The sequence below is a fragment of the Brevibacillus centrosporus genome, assembly GCF_046622605.1.
Lineage (GTDB): Bacteria > Bacillota > Bacilli > Brevibacillales > Brevibacillaceae > Brevibacillus > Brevibacillus centrosporus.
The window spans coordinates 948280-966519 of the sequence record NZ_CP176856.1; the positions used below are offsets into that span (position 1 = coordinate 948280).

The following is an 18240-nucleotide window of genomic DNA, read 5'->3' on the forward strand; positions in this document are numbered from 1 at the left end:
AGAAAGGAGCATCCCTTTATGAAACCTTTTACAGGACGCTTGCAGCGTTGCATCCTGTCCATGCAGTCAGAGCGGATGAGCCGATTACTCGTCAGTTCCACAGCCAACTTGTACTACCTAACCGGGCAACCCATTTCCACGGGAGAGCGTCTCAGCTGTCTATACTTCGACGGTGAGAGCAAACCTAAGCTGTTTATCCATCAAATGTTTGCGGGGCAGCTATCCTTACCGGAAGAAATCGAGACCATCCTTTGGGCGGATGAAGACGACCCGGTAGCTCTTCTGGCAGAGCATGTAGGCACAGATGGTGAGATTGCCATTGATCTTACCTGGTCCAGCTCCTATCTGATTGATCTGTTGCGTTTGCGACCACAGCTGCTGCCTGTGAAGAGCCACATTGTTGAGAAGCTGCGGGAAATCAAGGATGAGTGCGAAGTCAACACGCTGCGTCAATCTGCGCGTATTGCCGATGCCGTTATGCACCAAGTTGTCGAGTTGCAGTATTATCCTGCGACAGAGCGAGAAATGGCTGAGACGATCCGCAGCTTTTTCGGAGAGCATTCAGTGCATGATCTGTCCTTTCAGCCGATTATTGGATTCGGGAAAAACAGTGCGAATCCACATCATGAGATCGGCATGACCAGTTTGATACCTGAGCAAGCACTCTTGATCGACATGGGCGGGGTTTATCACAGCTACTGCTCAGACATCACCCGGACGCTCTATTACGGCAAGCAGAACCAACGATTTGAAGAAATCTATAAAATCGTCCGCGCTGCGCAGGAAAAGGCGATTGAAATGATCAGGCCGGGGGTTCGCTTTGCGGATGTAGATCGAATGATTCGCAGCGAGTTTGCTAAAGTGGGCTACGATCGTTTTTTCACACATCGAACAGGCCACGGATTGGGTCTGGAGCTGCATGAAGGACCGTTCCTGCATCAGAAAAATGAGGAGGAGATGCAGGCAGGAATGGTTTTTAGCATCGAGCCCGGGATCTATTTGCCAGGAGAGTTTGGGGTTCGCATAGAGGATATCGTCGTAGTGACAGAGGCGGGCTGCGAGATACTGACGCAGAGTCCGAAGGAGATTAGCTACATCGACATTCGTGAGGGGTAACAAAGAAGAGAAAAATAGAAAGCTTATTTCGAAAGGGGATCAGTTGAGATGAAAAAGAAAGGCTTTTGCGCATTGCTTTCCGTTGCGTTTCTGGTGAGTGCTGCTCTGACTGGCTGCAGCTACAAGGCACCGGAAAGCTCATCATCCGGGGGCACTCAGCAGCATGCAACGACAGAGGGGCAGCCTGCACAAACGGGAACAGCTGATGAGCTAAAGATTGGACTGGATGTAGATGCGGGAACGATGGATCCAAGGCTCTCCAGAGATACGACGGCTGCTCGGGTAACGGATGTGGTTTTCGATGGGCTCATCCGACTGTCCGACAAATTGGAAGCACAGCCAGCCTTGGCGGAGAAGTGGGAAAATCCTGATCCTACGACATGGGTCTTCACGCTGCGAAAGGGCGTGACCTTCCATGACGGGTCTCCCTTTTCCGCTGAGGACGTGAAGTTCACGTACGATTCACTCCTAGATCCGAATTTCAAAGCGCCGTATGCCAAGCTTTACGCACCGATCTCCAAAGTGGAAGTCGTTGACGAGCAGACGGTCAAATTTACTTTGAAGCAGCCATACGCACCACTTCTGAGCTATCTGGATTTGGGCATTGTTCCAAAGAGCCTGGCTGAAAAGGATCCACAGGCGTTTTCCTCCAATCCGGTAGGAACCGGTCCGTACAAAATGGTGAAGTGGGATAAAAACAGCAAGATTTCCTTTGAAGCAAATGAGCAGTACTGGGGTGGCCCTGCGAAAACCAAAAAGCTGACTTACTTCATCATCCCGGACAACAGCACGCGCGTTTCCGCTTTGGAAGCAGGAGACGTCGATCTGGTGCATTCTCCGCTCTCTCCGCAGGACATTGCCAAAATCAAGAGCAACAGCAAATTCACAGTCAAGGAGACAGAGGGGCTCGGTTATACCTACCTTAACTACAATACGACCAATCCGATTTTGTCAGATGTCAAAGTACGTCAAGCGCTAGCCCATCTCGTAGATAAGAAGCTGATATCGGACAGTCTCTACGCAGGAATGGATAAGCCAGGGCAATCACCTTTGATTCCTCCTTCATGGGCTTATGATCCAAGCATCACGGGTTACTCCTACGATCCTGTGGAGGCAAAGGCACTGTTTGAAGAGGCGGGCTGGAAGGACAGCAATAATGACGGCATTTTAGACAAGGACGGCAAAAAATTGACTCTTACTCTGTCCACGCATACGGAAGACCCGAATCGGATGCAAACAGTGGAGTTCCTGCAAAATGAGTTCACCAAAGCGGGGGTAGACGCGAAGGTAACGACTACCGAGTGGCCGACCTTCTCTGCGAACATGATGGCGCAAAAATTTGATATCGCGCTTTTGGGCTGGCTGAGTCTGGTTGATCCGGACCGCGCCATGTACGGCCAATTCCAGTCGCAAAGTGAGAACAACTACGGCAAGTACAATAATCCGAAGGTAGATGAGCTTTTGGACAAAGGCCGTGCTTCACTGGATCAGGCAGAGCGAGCTAAGATTTATCAGGAAGTAGCCAAAATCGTTACAGATGAGGTTGCGTACGACGTTGTCCTGTATCAGGGCTATGTCGCGATGTACGCCAACAATCTCACAGGCTTCAAGGAACACCCGAAAGGTAGCTTGTACAACCTCAAAGATGTGGAAGTGAAAAAATAGGAGGCAGGGGAGATCTCTCTCCCCTCCACTTACAGCGTAAGGAGCGATCCTTTTGGTCACGTATCTCATAAAACGATTGTTCCAAATGATACCTGTAGTAATCGGTATATCCGTCATAGTCTTTTTCCTGCTGCACATGATTCCGGGCGATCCGGCGATGGTGCTTTTAGGGCAGGATGCCAGTCAGAGCGAGATTGAACGCTTGCGCAATCTGATGGGCTTAAATGAGCCGCTATACGTCCAGCTGTTTACTTTTTTGAAAAACGTTGCGACCGGAGATTTGGGTCATTCCATTTTTCAGAATGAATCTGTTTTTTCGTTAATTGCCAAGCATTTGCCGGCAACGCTGGAGCTGGCTGTCGTCGCGATGCTCATCGCGCTGGTTATCGCGATTCCGCTTGGGATCCTGTCTGCCGTGAAGCAGTTTTCCTGGGTCGACTACATCAGCATGTTTTTTGCTCAGCTCGGTGTATCCATTCCTGTTTTCTGGATGGGAATGCTGCTCATCATCGGGCTATCTGTGAATCTCAACTGGTTCCCCTCCTTTGGTCGAGGAGAGCCTCTCACCGAAGCGTTGTGGACCGCGATCACCACAGGAAATATTTACGACCTGGTACAAAGCATGCGCAGCCTGTTCCTGCCCGCCTTGACGCTTGGAGTCATGAGTGCAGCACTGATTACCCGGATGGTGCGCTCGACCATGCTGGAGGTGCTGAAAGAGGATTACGTACGGACAGCAGAAGCAAAAGGGGTCAGCGGATTCATGGTGATCGTCAAGCACGCGTTTCGCAATGCGCTCATTCCGGTCATTACGATTGTGGGCCTTCAGTTTGGCAATCTGCTGGGAGGGGCCATCGTAACGGAGACGGTCTTCGCTTGGCCGGGCATCGGGCGTTTGGTTATCACCGCGATCAGTCAGCGCGATTTTCCAGTGGTCCAGGGCAGTGTGTTCATCATCGCGTTCCTGTTCGCGCTGACCAATCTGATCGTCGATATTCTGTACGCTGTCGTCAACCCCAAGATACAGCAGAGATAAGGAGGGAGGATGATGAACGTCAATCTGCTACGAAATGCAGCCAGAAGCAAGGCTGTGTTGATTGGGGGAATCATCGTGCTGGCCGTTGTGCTGGCAGCCATTTTGGCACCGCTGTTGTCTACACATGACCCCTATGAAATGAATGTGAAGGAACGATTGCTTGATCCGTTGGAAGGTGGCCATTTGCTTGGGACAGACCAATTTGGGCGTGATTTGTACACGCGGATTCTCTACGGTGCGCAAGTCTCGCTGGAGGTAGGGATTGTCTCCGTCAGTCTGGCACTGGTCATCGGCGTGACGCTGGGACTGATTTCCGGCTATTACGGTGGGTGGATTGATACCGTAATCATGCGATTTGTCGATATTGTCTTGTCGTTTCCCGTGCTTTTGCTAGCCATCGCCTTTGTAGCTGCTCTCGGGCCGGGAATTGAAAATGTGATCATCGCGCTGGCGCTGGTCTATTGGACCAGCTACGCCAGACTGGTACGTGCTACGGTCCTGTCGATCAAGGAAGAGGAGTATGTACAGGCTGCGCGCACCATTGGCTCCAGCGATTTTCGGATCATCGTGTACAATATCCTGCCTAACTGCCTGGCGCCGATCATCGTGGTGGCGACGCTGGGACTTGGTCAGGCGATTGTGGCAGAAGCGACACTCAGCTTTCTCGGTCTTGGAATCCAGCCACCCGAATCCAGCTGGGGTTGGACATTGGCATTCGGGATGAAATTTATACAGGATGCCCCGCACCTCTCTATTTATCCCGGTGTGGCGATCATGCTCACCGTCTTGGGCTTTAACCTTTTGGGTGACGGAATCCGCGACCTGACTGATACCAAACTGAAGCAAAAATAAGAGGAGGTTTTATCCATGAGCCAAGTAAAACGCGAATATAACGAAATCCCCGTCACCCATCTGTCCAACGGGGCAAAAGTCACGCTGCCGCTGCACACCATTTATGGCAAAGAAGCGGGACCTGTGCTAGGACTGTCCGCAGTCATCCATGGCGACGAAATCATTGGTGCAGAAATTCTGCGTCGTGTCTATGAGCGTCTGAATGAGGAAGAGCTGTCCGGAACAGTTTTACTCATGCCGGTTGCCAACCCACTCGCTTTTGAATCGCTGACTCGAAATACCCCACTGGATATGAACAACCTCAACCGCGTGTTTCCAGGAGATCCACAGGGCTGGGTAACTGAACAGCTAGCCCATGCGATCGTGACCAATTTCCTCGACAAGCTCGATGCTTACATCGATCTGCACGCAGGCGGAGCGGTGCCGATTGTTGACTATGTATACATCCAAAACGACGAAGCCCTTTCCCGTGCCTTTAACTTCCCTGTGCTGTACAGACCTGCCCATCCTTATGAAGGTACAACTGCCACTTACACATCTGCAAAAGGCATTCCTAGCGTAACGGTCGAGGTAGGTGGCGGACCAAACTACGAGCAAGCTGTCGAACGTGGGGTAGAAGGTATTTTCAACTGCATGCGCCATTTGAAAATGCTGCCGGGTGAAGTCGTACCAGCGCCAGAGCAGGTTGTCATGACTGAAATTCAGATCATTCGCCCGACACAGGGTGGACTTCTGGTGCCAGGTTTCGATTTCAACGCTGTCGGCTCCGTCATCGAGGGCAAGCAGGTTCTCTCCCGCACCTATAACCCGCAAACATTTGAGGAGCTGGAAGTGATTCATACGCCATTTGAGCGAAATCTGGTGATTTTGATGCGTGGTCAGCTAAACAAGGTAAATCCGGGCGATTACGGCTTCATGATCGGAAATCTCGATACTGCTGAGGAGGCATAATATGCTCGATCTGCAGCTGTCAGAAACCTACTGCCGCATTGTGCTGGGGATGGACAATCTGTACCGGAGCGGAAAGGGTTCGACCGGGGAAGCTTCCTTTGATCGAGAAGGACTCGTGCCGATCAATCTGACCGAAGTAGCCGCTAACCCTTATACCGACTGGTCCGAGGTGCGCGATGATTTGCGCAAGCTGCTTGGTGATTACGCGAAGATTTCGGACGAAGTGCGACGCAACTACATGCAACAGCAGATAGGGTCCATTGACTCACTTGCGAGATGGTGCTCAGGTACGGATTTGCCATTTCGAGAAAAGGTACGCGGCTTTCTGTACGTCAATGAAAACCCCGTAACGTATGCAGAGCAGGCAAGACTCCATGCGCTTCTGGATAAGGTCTTAACACAGCGGGGATACAAAGGGGCCCTCCACCAAAAAGTGGCGGCATGGGAAGCAGAACGGCGCGTTCCTGCTAAGGAGCTGGAGAGCGTCCTGCGCGAGATGCTGGCAACATCCAGAGCACTGGTCGCCGAGCGGATGTTTCCACAGGTGGCAGACGTAGAAGTGGCCCCTGTTCTTGTCTATGGCGTTCCCTACAATGCCTATTGCGACTACGTAAACGGCAAGATGTATCTTAATGGAGATCTCGCCTACACGTACGAGGGATTGAAGCATCTGGTCACACACGAATGCTTTCCCGGACATACGACGCATATGTACATTCGCGAGCTAGGGCTAAAAGCGGGAGAGCTTCCTTTGGATGCAGGGCTGGTCATTACCAATACTGCCTCCAGCTCAGTGTTCGAAGGAATCGCAGACAACGGCATGCGCTTTATCAGCTGGGGCTATACGGCCGATGATCACATCTATGAAATCTATCAGCAAATACGCTCGATTTCCGGGATGAATGCCGCCCATATGATACACGCCGAGGGCAAAACGGTCGAAGAGGCAGGACTCTATTTGAAGGAGTTTGCTTTCGGAGAGGAAAACTGGGTGGCGTCTCGCCTGCGCTTTGTCACCCATTCTCTGCGCGCTCCGTTCATCTTTAGCTACTGGCGTGGAAACGAAGCCGTGCACGAAGCATACAGCCGTCTAGCACCAAGTGAGCATCAGCCGTTTTATCAATTCCTTTACAAACGCATGCTATCGGCGGACACAGTAAAACAATTTGGCTAAAGAGGTGGTCAACATGGATTTTACAAAATCGAAGGAACTCTATGAAACTGCAAATCGATCCGTGCCAGGTGGCGTTCATTCCAACTCTCGTTTTCGTTCTCCCCATCCGCTTTACTATAAAAAGGGGGAAGGTGCCTATATCTGGGATCTCGACAACAACCGATACTTGGATGTAGTCATGGGCAACGGGGCCATCATTCTCGGACATAACGACAAGGATTTTAATGAACGAATGGCTTCCTATATGACAAGCGGCATTGTGACAGGACTCGAGACTGAGCTGAGTGTCCAGGCAGCGGAAACGTTTTTGTCTCTGGTCAAGACGGCGGAGCAGGTGCGTTACACGAATACTGGTACGGAAGCAACCATGCACACGATGACGATGGCCCGCACCTATACCGGAAAACCGCACGTCGCGGTCATCGAGGGAGCCTATAATGGCTGGCATGATGCGGTTTACGTCAGCACGTGGCCGGATATGAATCTGGCTGGCGATCATTCTGCACCGAATTCGTTGCCCGGCACGACCGGATTGATGAAGGAGGTCGTGGAAACCACGCTGGTACTGCCGTTTAACGATTTGGCTGCGGCAGAGAAGCTTTTGACGGCCAACCAGCATCGGATTGCTGCTTTGATCATTGAGCCTACGATGATCGACATCGGCTATATTCCGGCCAAAAAGGAGTATCTGCAGGGCTTGCGACGCCTGTGTGATCAACTGAACATCGTGCTGGTCTTTGATGAGCTTCTGACAGGCTTCCGGGACAGTGAGGGTGGAGCGCAGCAGCATTATGGAGTCGTGCCAGACCTGGCTACATTCGGGAAGGCGATCGCCAATGGCTACATGCTGGCAGCGGTTGCTGGAAAAGCCAAAATCTTCGAAACGGTGACACCAGGCAAAGGGACCTGCTCCTTTATCGGGACCTACAATGGCCATCAGGTATCACTCGCTGCTTCCATGGCGTTCATGGAGCTGTATAAGGAAAAACGCGTGTTTGAAACCCTGCAGACCCGGACGAGTCAATTGATCAGCGAATTTGACCGATTGGCACAAAAACACGGTATCGCGGCGAGAATGCAAGGACGCGGCGGTCATTTCCACTGGTACTTTACCGACGAGCCTATCGCGAATTACCGAGAGGCACAGGCCTCCGACAAGGCAGATTACGCCAGATTCATCAGTCATTTAAGCGGAAAGCAGGTTTACTGCCTGCCCAACTACCTCTTGCATCATGCCATTTCAATGGCACATGACGATGTGATCTTGGAATCCTTCGTGGCAGATATGGACGAGAGCTTGCAACAGGTAGCGATCGCAAAAGCAGCCAAGTAAAAGGGGGAGGGGACTATGGAGCGCCAACAGCCTGTTTTGGAAGTCAGGGACCTGAGAACCACCTTCCGTTCGCAGGGGCAATCGTTTCATGCCATAGACGGAATCACCTTTTCGATCAGACAGGGCGAGACGATTGGCGTGGTCGGCGAGTCGGGATGTGGCAAGAGTGTCACGTCCCTCTCCATCATGGGACTGATCAAGTCGCCCGGTCAGGTTAGTGGCGGACAGATCCTGTTCAAAGGAAAGGACCTGATCTACCTCGGAAAAAAGGAGCTGCGCGAAATTCGCGGAAATCGCATTTCCATGATCTTTCAGGAACCCATGACATCGCTGAATCCAGTCTATACGGTCGGCAATCAGATTTCGGAAGCGCTGAAAATTCACACCAAGCTGGGGAGATCGGCACGAAAAGCCCGAACAATTGAGCTTTTGCAGATGGTGGGGATTCCGCGTGCAGAAGAAATTATCACGGATTACCCCCATCAGCTCTCTGGCGGCATGCGGCAGCGTGTCATGATTGCGATGGCGATGGCCTGCGATCCCGAGCTGCTGATCGCTGATGAGCCGACCACCGCTTTGGATGTGACGATCCAGGCGCAAATCCTGGAGCTGATGAAGGAGCTTCAGCTCAAGCACAACATGTCGATGATGCTGATCACCCACGACTTGGGGGTTGTCTCTGAGGTGTGCGACCATGTAATCGTGATGTATGCCGGGATGATCGTGGAGAAGGGACCTGTCCGAGAGATATTGGATCGTCCCCAGCATCCGTACACTCAGGGACTTTTGGCTTCGTTGCCGAAAAATGCAAAAGGCAATCATCGACTGAATTACATCCCAGGTCAGGTGCCACCGCCGCTGCAGTGGCCAGCGGGCTGCCGATTCGCGGATCGATGCCCCCATGTCATGGACCGCTGCCGCCGGGAAAAGCCAGGACTGTTTGCAGCGGGACCAGCTTCAGAGGCTGCCTGCTGGCTTGTGAGCGAGGGAGGAGGAGAGCAGCATGCCTAATCAGTCAAAAGCGGCTGCGGGTACGGAGACCTTGCTCGAAGTGAGCGGCCTGAAGAAGCACTATCCGATCAAAAAGGGAGTTTTCTCCTCGACGGTAGGCACAGTCAAAGCAGTGGATGGCGTCAGCTTTTCTATTCAGAGGGGGGAGACGCTGGGGATAGTGGGAGAGTCAGGCTGCGGCAAGTCCACTACGGCGCGCCTGGTGATTCGATTGCTTCAGGAAACGGAAGGCTCGATTCGCTTTGGAGGCAAAGAGCTGACCTCTCTCGCCCCAAGTGAGCTGCGAGCTGTTCGCCGGGACATGCAGATGATCTTTCAGGATCCATACGCGTCACTGCATCCACGCTGGACGATCGAGCGTACCCTGATCGAGCCCATGCTCGTCTACGGAATCGGTTCGCGGGGAGAGCAGCGTGATCGCGTGCTGGAGCTTCTGGACAACGTCGGGCTGAATCGGAGCTACGCCAAGCGGTATCCGCATGAATTTTCCGGTGGCCAAAGGCAGCGGATCGGAATTGCACGGGCGCTCGTTTTGCAGCCCCAGCTGATTATCGCGGACGAACCTGTATCGGCACTCGACATTTCGATTCAGGCGCAAGTCATTAACCTGCTCCAGGATTTGCAGGACCAGTACAAGCTGACATACATGTTTATTTCGCATGATTTGTCCGTGGTACGCCACATCTCGGATCGGGTAGCAGTCATGTATTTGGGCAGAATTGTGGAGCTGGCGGAAAAGGAAAAGCTGTTTGAAACCCCTCTTCACCCGTATACACAAGCACTGATGTCGGCTGTTCCTGAGGTGGCGGGGGACAAAAAGGAGCGGATCATTCTGCGGGGAGATGTACCTAGCCCTGCAAAACCGCCATCAGGCTGCACGTTTCACACGCGGTGTGCGAGCTGTATGGACGTATGTAAAACAGACATTCCGCCATTAAAAGAGGTGGGCAGTGGTCAGCTGGTGGCTTGCCATTTGTACGCATAGAGCAAATGAGAATGGAGAGGAGTGAAGGAGATGCTGATTGCCCGAGGTGAGGCAGTACAGGCAGAGGCAGTGCCTGATGTCGTATTGAAAACGATGCTTCCCTTTGACTGCATCGAGGATGGCAAAACCCGCTTTGGCATTGTGGCGATTCCGCCAGGCGCACGGATTCCCGTCAAAGGCTTGGCGCCGCATGATGAGGACGAGTATTCGATTCTGGTCAAAGGGACGATGGTGACAACTATTGGAGAAGTAGAGCATCGTATTCAAGCAGGTGATTCGACGTTGATCCCTGCCGGCGAGGCGCACGCCGTTTACAACGATGGTGAAGAAGAATGCATTCTGGTGTGGGCGTTGGTAAGGCGTTCGTAAGATCTAAAGAGAGTAACGGGCAAGCAGTGTCTATCGGGAATACCTGGTAGGCACTGTTTTTGTTTGCATATCGATAAGAAATTTATCGGTGGAGAGAGCAAGGGAGAAGTGAGACAAATCGATGGACCACTGGATGATACTGTACCCGCAAAGCGCTCGATTACACTGCGTGACCTCCTAACATTTCGCTTAGGGATTGGAGCGGTATTAGCCCCTCCTGGCAGCTTTCCCATCCAAAAAGCGATAGAAACTGCAGGGCTTGCTCCGGGACCAAACCCGCCCATAATTGCTCCAGATGAATGGATGAGTAGGTTGTCCAGCTTGCCGCTCGTTCATCAGCCAGGGGAGTCGTGGATGTACCATACGGGCTCGGATATCTTAGGTGTACTCCTTTCACGTGCTTCTGGTATGACGCTGGAACAATTTTTGACAGAACGACTTTTTACCCCCTTTGGGATGATGGTCAAGCCAGGAACAGGGGAGCTCGTCGTCCATGACGGCTCGAAAGACAGTCGATGGGCGAATCCAGCGTTTGAATCGGGTGGTGGCGGACTGGTTTCAACTGTTGAGCTGATGACCTCGGATCAACTTACGCAGAAGCAAAAAGAGCAGGCCCATATCTTCTTTGAGGACCATAGCGGTTGGGGGCTTGGCATGGGCGTTAACATCCGCCGGAACAGCTTGTGGTCGACGCCAGGGAGATTTGGTTGGGACGGTGGGGTGGGCACATCCGGATATACGGATCCAGCAGAGAACATGGTAGGCATCCTCATGACACAGCGGATGATGCAATCTCCTGAGCCACCACGAGTCTTCTCCGATTTTTGGACCACTGCCTATCAAGCCCTTTCGAATTAGACACGCATTCCCTTCATACTATGCCAACGCATTGATTCATATAGTGTTACATGGTGAGAAGGAGGAGGGAGCCTATGTTTGCACGGATGGTTTTTTTCAAGCTGGAGCCAGGAAGCCGAGAAGCTGCAGAGAAGGTTGTCCAGGAGCTGAATGTCATATCCCGTACGCAAAAAGGCTTTCGCGGGAATTCCTATTTCTTTGAAGATCACAGGGGAGAGTCGGCAAACGCTATCATGTTTCCGCATTTTTGCGAGGCGGTCAAAGGGATCGTGAAGGAGGAGCCGCGCCTGCGAATATTCGAAGTGTACGATCCGTTGGAGAAAGTGCCGCTCGATACGTCAGTGGGCCTCTACGATTATTGAACAACCATGCGTTTATGGAAAGAAAAGGGATCTGGTGCTACAATAAAGGCGTAAATTCAATCGATTCAAGCGAGCGCGAAAAAACACAGTCCGGCTGGTAGTCCGGGCGCATGGCCATGATGATCCGCACAGGCAGGTGTCACGCGAAATGGAGCAAAGAGGTGTTTCCACTTACGCTCAGGAAGCGTTGCGGCTGGAGTATGAAAAGCGGAAGAAAGAGAAGCAGGTCGATTCCCGTCAGCAAAAGGAAGAGCTGAAGGAGCGCAAGCGAGAGCTCAAGGTGCAAAAGGCGAAAGCCAAGCACCGCGGGAAATAACGTTTTGCTAAGACAAGAAAACACGAGAAGCCTGATCACGATGGAAAAAGTCGTGACCAGGCTCTTTTCGTGAGGTGGAGAGCAGCGGTAGCAGGTCGTCCTCGCCAAATAGGAGCACAGATTCAGAGCCGCGCCTCATTCCCGCCAAATCCGCGCGATGGCTGGCTGTTCACTCGCAAAAGAAAGGTGGTACACATCGGGATTGGAGAGGGACTCCCATTCAGGAAATCCGATCCGTGAGTCAAAATGCTTCAACAGCAGGGAGATGAGATTGCCGTGCGACACGATGACGGTATGGGTGTGCTCGCTTTCGAGGACTTCTCTTACTACCGAAGAAGCTCGCTCCATCGCGCCACGGCTGGATTCGCCGCCTTCGTAGCACAAGTCCAAATCGTCATACGTTTGCCGCAGCATTTCGCGCCAGTTCGGATGGTTTTGTCCAGTCAGGACTCTTTCTGTCAGTCTCTCGTCCGTCACGATCTTCAAGCCGAGCTTTTCAGCCAGCGGGGAAACAGTGCGATACGCTCTTTCAAAGGGGCTGGAAAGGATGAAATCAATCGCAGTTTCAGCGAAAAAGGAGGCGAGCTGCACGGCTTGCTGCTGCCCTCGTTCCGTTAAGGGGGCATCGGGTTCTTGTCCCGTCGCCTGGCAATGACGAACGATATAAATATGCTTCATGAAGGGTGTGCTCCTTTTTTTCCGGTTGTCGTTCTCGATACAGAAAAGAAGCCTCTTGAAAGGCTTGAAGCTTGGATCACCCAGTCAGGAGGGAAGTACCAAAGCAAATTCTTTCAAAAGGCTTCTCGTAGGCTCTGTCAGTTCGTTCAAAACTTCTGCGCGATGAATCGATTAATCGAATGGATAAATCCAGAAGCGCTCTGTGCCAAAACGGTCAACAATTTCTTTGGAGGTGTAATCCACTTCGTCGAGCAGCTCAGCTACTTGGAACTGGGAGCGGTGTGCGAGAATGGATTGAACCTTTTGAGGCAAAAACTCTCTTACATCGTTAAAGACGTTCGGTTGACCGATGCCTTCCTCCAGATTTTTGGCAAAGGCCAAGCAGTATACAGGAGGTCTTTGTTCTTTTGGAATTCTGCCAACCGTGCGAACGACAGCAGCTCCCGTCGCATCATGGTCGGGGTGAACACTATAGCCCGGGTAGAAGGTGAAGATCAAGGAAGGATTTACTTCCTTAATAATGGCATCGATCCGCGAGTCCAAAAGGTCTTGATCCTCGAATTCAATCGTCTTGTCATGGAATCCGAGCATGCGCAGATCCTGAATGCCGATAGCGTCGCAGGAATCCTGTAGCTCTTTCTTGCGGATGGACGGAAGTGTGATCCGCGAGGCAATAATGGGATTGCCCATATTGCGTCCCATCTCACCTAAGGTCAGGCAGGCATAAGTCACTTGCGACCCATTTTTGATATGCTTGGCTAATGTTCCGGACAAACCGAACGCTTCGTCATCCGGATGAGGCAACACCACAAGAATATGTCGTTCCATAGAATGTTTCATCTCCTCTTCCTTTAGAAGGGCTGACGGCTTAATTGCAACGATACGACCAGCTTGCCTTGACTGTCATGCCCAGCCAAGATCAATCTCTCTGCTTCGCTCTCTTCAAAATGAGTCAAGCCTTCGGAGTAGATCCAGCCTTGCTCCATTTTCAAACCTACTCGAAACGGGCCATTGCCAGAGATCGAGCCGTGTGAAAAGCGAATGATCGCATTCGTGATGAAGTTTGCTGCTGGATGCTTGGAGCTATCAAAATGGGCGGCATACGCTCCCGTCGTCATTTCTAGGTGGATGTACAGATCCTGATCCTTCAGATTGTCTATTCTTCGCTGTACTTCCGTTGGAATGATAAGCTGCATCATGGTGCCCCCTATCTTTAATTATGGAACAGCGGTCTTACATTCCCTTACATTAGAAAACCTCTTCCCCGATGTCAAGATAGAACGAGGGCAGAAGTGTGGAAATGAGCAACATTCGAATAAGATCGCAAGGAGACGAATCACTTCAAACAGTAACTTTTACATAATAGCGATCAAATGTGATAGGAAGTCCCTTGTTCGTAGCCTTCCTTTCAAAGATTTGTGTAACTTCGCTTAGGCTGAGGCTGGTGACCCACTGGAAAAGGAGAGGTGTTTGCCCGAAGCATCTCATGCGAATGACATCGAGTGGCTCATGCAATTATTCGATGCTGCTCACATTGCGAAGCTCAGCGTGACCCAAGCCACCTTGTTCCAGTCTTTGAAGGAGGTTCTCCAGTACGGGGGGTCCTGGTGGGAGCGGTTCAAACAGACCGGGAAACCATTCGGACAGCTCGACCGAAAGCTTGTCGCCGGGATGCAGTCCCAGAATCATCCCACCCTCTTTCACGACTCTTTTCACATCGAGATAAGCGGAAGTAGGACCTCTGCGATTATAGGCGACATCAAACTCTTCCCGTTCGAAAGGAAGCCCTGCCTTTGTATTGGAGGTAAAGAAACGCACATTTGCAGGGCAGGGAGGATCGCCTGAATGGATGAAATCACTGGTGACATCCAAGCCTGTAATCTGCTCGACGAGAGGGCCCCAGCTCATAGTAAACGCACCGTGTCCACATCCGATATCCAGTACGTTTTTGTCTCGTACTACCTGCTCTATTTCGGAGGCAAACAACGTTTCTCCATTCGGCTCCTCGAGCGTAGAGTTCCACGGATATGCGAACTGACCGGCCAGTCTTCCGAGCTGCCCGTACCATTCAATGGAGTGAGGTCGAAGCCAATCGCGATGGAGGCGAGGATCTGGCAGATTTCAATTCATAAAGAGGTAGCCTTCTCCATCACTAGGAACATCCCTGTCATGCCTGGGGAATGATCCATAAAACCAAACCGCTGATAAAATTCTTCTTTTCCCTGTGCTGCGAAAAGCCCAACAAACGCTGGCCCCGCGCAGGTATTCTGGATGTAGGCGAGCAGCTTGTCCGTGATTTGCTTGCCGATTCCTTTTCCTTGGTATTCAGGGAGGACAGCTACGTCTTGAATGTAGAAATACATCGCCCCATCGCCGACGATCCGTCCCATTCCAACCGCGTTTCCTTCGCTTTGGACAACGAGACAGTAGAGAGAGTTGGCAAGAGACTTTTCAGCCATCTCTGCATGGTACTTCCCCCAACCAACTGCCTCCCATAGCAACTGATGCTCCTTTGAGGTTGGGGGACGCTCGACGATTTCAATTGGTTTGTTTGCCATCCCTCGAAAACCTCTTTCGCATGGAAGATACAGATCCCGAGATTACCCGGATGATGAGAAAAATCCCCTCGCATATGCATTGTTTAAAGGACAGTAATCTGTCCATCCTGCCAACTCAAAGAGTGTTGATTCCAGCAACCAAAATACTCATTTTCAGCTAGTACATGATCATAAATTGGTTTTAAAAAAGTATAAATGAGTTCCATAACTTCTTGGAAATTTGGCGAATTATCAAGCTTTAAATTCTTTATAAATGCTTCCCACATAGCTACTCTACGGCTATCCGTATAAAACTCAGCAGTGAATAGAATGTGATCTCTTTCAGTTTGTGTGAGTCTTCGTTTAAAAGTCTCAGATACAGCTTCGTACAAATGAAGACCTTGAAATTCAGAGGTGCGGGCTAGCGTGTAGATATCAAAAAAATCCTTCATACGACTATTAATTATGGAAAGAGATATCATTGCTTCAAACTTTTCTGCTACAACGGAATCATTTGTATATACCAATATTTCTGGATTCTCCATAGTGGATAAAAGAACTGGGAAGTCTATCGTTTGAGGACTTGGTACGATTACATCACCAAAACCTATATCGAGTTGCAGCACTTCCCTCATTTTCCCGAGCGAACAGGGAATTTTTATTCGAACACCTTCATATTCAGCATCTTCTTTAATAATTTCAAATATAATTTGATCAGTGTGAAAGATAATCCCATCATCAACGTCATCAGGGCGCAATTGGCATATAAAAGTGACGATTTTTACCAATGCATTTGCATCATTAGTTAGTCTACGGCCTGAGAAATCCATATCTCTCGTTGGTCTAGATTTAAATTGTGTTACGGAATATAAGTACAACCCACCTTTGAGGATGAAATTATCCTTATAGCTGGACATTGATAATCGTTTTAAAAAACGTTCTTGATAATAAAGAATTGAGATGACATTAAATGCTTTTTATTTTCTCTCGCAACATTCTTCAGTCTATCAATAATTGAAGCAGCAACATTTGTGGTCAACTATAGCACCTCAAGATAATTATATAGGATAGATTTTACTCTCATTTTATCTGCATAAGTAAGTAGCTTCGTGTAACTTTTTTTTCTACTATTTGAGTAATTTTTCAAGCTTTCCTTTACGACATTTGCATCAAGTTTATTCCTGTATTTTACAGTATCACAAATTGTTCGCTCCAAATCATATATTTTTATTATATGCCCATCTTTTTCAATATTTTCAATCCCCACGTCAAAAGTATCGTCATCATAAGAAAATAGCCGTATCGGGGGATAATCCGGAAGAATAGGTTTTCTCTCCTTTCTGGATATTGCAAAATTATATTCACTTGGAGTATAGGTAGTTAGTTCATGATGGGCAAGGGCTGAATAAAGACATAGGACCCCTTTCGGTACAAGAAGTGCTGCTTCAACTACTTCGTTGACAATGTAATTCATATCTTTGAGAGCATATATTCCACGTTTTAGTTTGAAAATCTTCTCCATTTCTATAAGTTTGTTAAGTTGGTAGTAATTAATTTTATATAGTTTAAGAATACTTGAATTAACAATCCCATTGTATTTTCGAAACACTGCTATGATATCTGGATAAAGCGTTTTTTCTTGCTTTTTTTCATTTTCATCTTTAATTGCTAGTAGTAGATCTTCTACTCGGGTTATATTCGGATATCGTCGAATCAGTTGAAAAAATTCTTCCTCGTCTTGGCCAAGAAGAGTGAGGGCATTCAAAAAAGTCTTTTTGATATGATTGAAATCTATTTTTTCTGTGTCCGACACTAAAATCACCTCATTTTAAAAATGTACACATATACATTTAAGTGTAGACGTTTTTTATAAAATTATAACTCAATTATTGAGGAATTTCACACCAAACGTATGCAGAAATTAAAATGTGAATACATTATTTAAAAAGTCAGTTCCAACTCGAATAAAAAGGAATCATGAGTTTATAAGAGTAGAAAAAAATAACGTTATAGACATAAAGTGCGTTAAGCAAGAAACTCAGTATTGATACAAAAGCGGGGAAAGGAGAAAGTAGATTATGATATGGGGGATAGGATGGCTCATGTGCAGATTATAGATATGATTAAATATTGGAGCAAAGATTGGCAAAGGAATAAATACCTGCAGTCGTTGATTTTGCGAGGCTGCATTAGATCAAGCTGCGCAGGCTCTGTCCTTTTGCTAAAAGACAATTTGGAACAAAGCCGGATACGCAGATGTGAATTACTAAAACATACCGGAAGCAGCAAGAGCAAGGAGGTTAATCATAGCCCTTGTCTGTTTCCATTATAAGCTTTTTCTACAAACTTCCTTTCCAATCGTAGGTACTGCATCGCATTGGGCATGCAGTGTTTTCGAACAAAGCCGTGAGTAAGCAAATTTTAGACCCTCAGCAAGCCGCGGAACCCTCTAGCAGCATAGTAAGACTCTGCACCATTGTGGTATACGAAAACAGTGTCATAGCGACGATCACAAAAGAGGGCACCGCCGAGCTTGCGAATACTAGCTGGCGTAATGACCCAGCTCGAGGTTTTCAAATCAAAGTTTCCCAGCTTTTGCAGCTCCCGGTACCGTTCTTCGGTTAAAAGCTCGATACCCATGGCAGCTGCCATTTCAATCGCACTCGTTTGTGGTTTATGCTCTTTCCGTGATTCCAGGGCATCACGGTCGTAACAAACACTTCTGCGTCCTTTGGGGCTTTCCGCTGAGCAATCGTAAAAAACGTATTCACCTGTCGTGGCATCATGTTCAACAACATCCGGCTCGCCGCCAGTTCTCTCCATTTCATGGAGCGACCACAGCTTGTCCGGATGAGCTTCGAGCTTTGCTTGCACGCTAGCCCACTCAAGCCCCAGATGGCGGTTCATGTTCTTCTCAAAACGGGTTTTCAAGGTTTGGAGTAGTTCTTGGCTTTGTTCCGGTGACAGCTCCTTACTATGATTGGCCATTTCAAATCG

At 49.5% G+C, this 18240-nt stretch carries 21 protein-coding genes; 13 read left to right on the forward strand and 8 right to left on the reverse strand.

Annotated elements, in window-relative coordinates; genetic code table 11:
* Positions 1–18 precede the first annotated feature (18 nt).
* From ACLIN2_RS04985 to ACLIN2_RS05045, 13 genes are all read left to right on the forward strand, one after another.
* Entirely contained in the window at positions 19–1116 is a 1098-nt protein-coding gene (locus ACLIN2_RS04985) for a M24 family metallopeptidase (protein ID WP_400588234.1), read from the forward strand.
* Between the two features lie 48 nt (positions 1117–1164).
* Complete coding sequence (locus tag ACLIN2_RS04990; RefSeq protein ID WP_411503375.1) at positions 1165–2781, forward strand: ABC transporter substrate-binding protein; 1617 nt, start codon at positions 1165–1167, stop codon at positions 2779–2781.
* A gap of 52 nt (positions 2782–2833) precedes the next feature.
* A complete protein-coding gene (locus tag ACLIN2_RS04995; protein WP_092267075.1) occupies positions 2834–3817 on the forward strand; it encodes an ABC transporter permease in 984 nt (327 codons plus the stop codon).
* 12 nt (positions 3818–3829) lie between these two features.
* Entirely contained in the window at positions 3830–4669 is an 840-nt protein-coding gene (nikC, locus tag ACLIN2_RS05000) for a nickel transporter permease (RefSeq protein ID WP_411503376.1), read from the forward strand.
* 15 nt (positions 4670–4684) lie between these two features.
* Positions 4685–5620, forward strand: coding sequence for a succinylglutamate desuccinylase/aspartoacylase family protein (locus ACLIN2_RS05005; protein ID WP_092267073.1), 936 nt, complete (start codon positions 4685–4687; stop codon positions 5618–5620).
* 1 nt (position 5621) lies between these two features.
* The gene (locus ACLIN2_RS05010) at positions 5622–6794 is read left to right on the forward strand and encodes a hypothetical protein (protein WP_411503377.1); all 1173 of its coding nucleotides are present in this window, start codon (positions 5622–5624) and stop codon (positions 6792–6794) included.
* Between the two features lie 13 nt (positions 6795–6807).
* Entirely contained in the window at positions 6808–8127 is a 1320-nt protein-coding gene (locus tag ACLIN2_RS05015; RefSeq protein ID WP_092267071.1) for an aspartate aminotransferase family protein, read from the forward strand.
* Between the two features lie 15 nt (positions 8128–8142).
* Positions 8143–9138, forward strand: coding sequence for an ABC transporter ATP-binding protein (locus ACLIN2_RS05020; RefSeq protein WP_411503378.1), 996 nt, complete (start codon positions 8143–8145; stop codon positions 9136–9138).
* Positions 9131–10123, forward strand: a complete 993-nt coding sequence (locus ACLIN2_RS05025; RefSeq protein ID WP_411503379.1) for an ABC transporter ATP-binding protein — start codon at positions 9131–9133, stop codon at positions 10121–10123. The genes ACLIN2_RS05020 and ACLIN2_RS05025 overlap by 8 nt, the downstream gene beginning before the upstream one ends.
* A gap of 30 nt (positions 10124–10153) precedes the next feature.
* Positions 10154–10492, forward strand: coding sequence for a cupin domain-containing protein (locus ACLIN2_RS05030; RefSeq protein WP_092267068.1), 339 nt, complete (start codon positions 10154–10156; stop codon positions 10490–10492).
* 63 nt (positions 10493–10555) lie between these two features.
* Positions 10556–11350, forward strand: coding sequence for a serine hydrolase domain-containing protein (locus ACLIN2_RS05035; protein ID WP_411503380.1), 795 nt, complete (start codon positions 10556–10558; stop codon positions 11348–11350).
* Between the two features lie 74 nt (positions 11351–11424).
* Positions 11425–11712 (forward strand): hypothetical protein, encoded by a 288-nt coding sequence (locus ACLIN2_RS05040; protein ID WP_411503381.1) that lies wholly within the window; start codon positions 11425–11427, stop codon positions 11710–11712.
* 136 nt (positions 11713–11848) lie between these two features.
* The gene (locus ACLIN2_RS05045) at positions 11849–12028 is read left to right on the forward strand and encodes a DUF2992 family protein (protein WP_411503382.1); all 180 of its coding nucleotides are present in this window, start codon (positions 11849–11851) and stop codon (positions 12026–12028) included.
* Positions 12029–12163: 135 nt separating this feature from the next.
* Here the strand turns inward: ACLIN2_RS05045 and ACLIN2_RS05050 are convergent, their stop codons facing one another.
* The 8 genes from ACLIN2_RS05050 to ACLIN2_RS05085 all read right to left on the reverse strand — a co-directional run bounded on the left by ACLIN2_RS05050 (position 12164) and on the right by ACLIN2_RS05085 (position 18231).
* The gene (locus ACLIN2_RS05050; RefSeq protein WP_411503383.1) at positions 12164–12706 is read right to left on the reverse strand and encodes a histidine phosphatase family protein; all 543 of its coding nucleotides are present in this window, start codon (positions 12704–12706) and stop codon (positions 12164–12166) included.
* Between the two features lie 171 nt (positions 12707–12877).
* The gene (gene bshB2, locus ACLIN2_RS05055) at positions 12878–13534 is read right to left on the reverse strand and encodes a bacillithiol biosynthesis deacetylase BshB2 (protein ID WP_092267064.1); all 657 of its coding nucleotides are present in this window, start codon (positions 13532–13534) and stop codon (positions 12878–12880) included.
* A 23-nt stretch (positions 13535–13557) separates the two neighbouring features.
* Positions 13558–13902, reverse strand: coding sequence for a YojF family protein (locus ACLIN2_RS05060; protein ID WP_092267063.1), 345 nt, complete (start codon positions 13900–13902; stop codon positions 13558–13560).
* Between the two features lie 319 nt (positions 13903–14221).
* On the reverse strand, positions 14222–14692 hold the full coding sequence (locus ACLIN2_RS05065; RefSeq protein ID WP_411503384.1) for a class I SAM-dependent methyltransferase: 471 nt from the start codon (positions 14690–14692) through the stop codon (positions 14222–14224).
* Positions 14693–14832: 140 nt separating this feature from the next.
* Entirely contained in the window at positions 14833–15264 is a 432-nt protein-coding gene (locus tag ACLIN2_RS05070; protein WP_411503385.1) for a GNAT family N-acetyltransferase, read from the reverse strand.
* Positions 15265–15347: 83 nt separating this feature from the next.
* Positions 15348–16160, reverse strand: coding sequence for a nucleotidyl transferase AbiEii/AbiGii toxin family protein (locus ACLIN2_RS05075; protein ID WP_411503386.1), 813 nt, complete (start codon positions 16158–16160; stop codon positions 15348–15350).
* Positions 16161–16282: 122 nt separating this feature from the next.
* Positions 16283–17056, reverse strand: coding sequence for an Abortive infection protein AbiEi (locus ACLIN2_RS05080; RefSeq protein WP_411503387.1), 774 nt, complete (start codon positions 17054–17056; stop codon positions 16283–16285).
* 608 nt (positions 17057–17664) lie between these two features.
* Positions 17665–18231, reverse strand: coding sequence for a DUF4256 domain-containing protein (locus ACLIN2_RS05085; RefSeq protein ID WP_411503388.1), 567 nt, complete (start codon positions 18229–18231; stop codon positions 17665–17667).
* Between the last annotated feature and the right edge of the window lie 9 nt (positions 18232–18240).

Bases quoted from the DNA above. Each gene is read 5' to 3' on its own strand.
- ACLIN2_RS05025 (WP_411503379.1), top strand. From the start codon at position 9,131: ATGCCTAATCAGTCAAAAGCGGCTGCGGGTACGGAGACCTTGCTCGAA.
- ACLIN2_RS05005 (WP_092267073.1), top strand. From the start codon at position 4,685: ATGAGCCAAGTAAAACGCGAATATAACGAAATCCCCGTCACCCATCTG.
- ACLIN2_RS05020 (WP_411503378.1), top strand. From the start codon at position 8,143: ATGGAGCGCCAACAGCCTGTTTTGGAAGTCAGGGACCTGAGAACCACC.
- ACLIN2_RS05015 (WP_092267071.1), top strand. From the start codon at position 6,808: ATGGATTTTACAAAATCGAAGGAACTCTATGAAACTGCAAATCGATCC.
- ACLIN2_RS05085 (WP_411503388.1), bottom strand. From the start codon at position 18,231: ATGGCCAATCATAGTAAGGAGCTGTCACCGGAACAAAGCCAAGAACTA.
- ACLIN2_RS04985 (WP_400588234.1), top strand. From the start codon at position 19: ATGAAACCTTTTACAGGACGCTTGCAGCGTTGCATCCTGTCCATGCAG.
- ACLIN2_RS04990 (WP_411503375.1), top strand. From the start codon at position 1,165: ATGAAAAAGAAAGGCTTTTGCGCATTGCTTTCCGTTGCGTTTCTGGTG.
- ACLIN2_RS05050 (WP_411503383.1), bottom strand. From the start codon at position 12,706: ATGAAGCATATTTATATCGTTCGTCATTGCCAGGCGACGGGACAAGAA.
- ACLIN2_RS05070 (WP_411503385.1), bottom strand. From the start codon at position 15,264: ATGGCAAACAAACCAATTGAAATCGTCGAGCGTCCCCCAACCTCAAAG.
- nikC (WP_411503376.1), top strand. From the start codon at position 3,830: ATGAACGTCAATCTGCTACGAAATGCAGCCAGAAGCAAGGCTGTGTTG.
- bshB2 (WP_092267064.1), bottom strand. From the start codon at position 13,534: ATGGAACGACATATTCTTGTGGTGTTGCCTCATCCGGATGACGAAGCG.
- ACLIN2_RS05030 (WP_092267068.1), top strand. From the start codon at position 10,154: ATGCTGATTGCCCGAGGTGAGGCAGTACAGGCAGAGGCAGTGCCTGAT.
- ACLIN2_RS05060 (WP_092267063.1), bottom strand. From the start codon at position 13,902: ATGCAGCTTATCATTCCAACGGAAGTACAGCGAAGAATAGACAATCTG.
- ACLIN2_RS05010 (WP_411503377.1), top strand. From the start codon at position 5,622: ATGCTCGATCTGCAGCTGTCAGAAACCTACTGCCGCATTGTGCTGGGG.
- ACLIN2_RS05040 (WP_411503381.1), top strand. From the start codon at position 11,425: ATGTTTGCACGGATGGTTTTTTTCAAGCTGGAGCCAGGAAGCCGAGAA.
- ACLIN2_RS05075 (WP_411503386.1), bottom strand. From the start codon at position 16,160: ATGTCCAGCTATAAGGATAATTTCATCCTCAAAGGTGGGTTGTACTTA.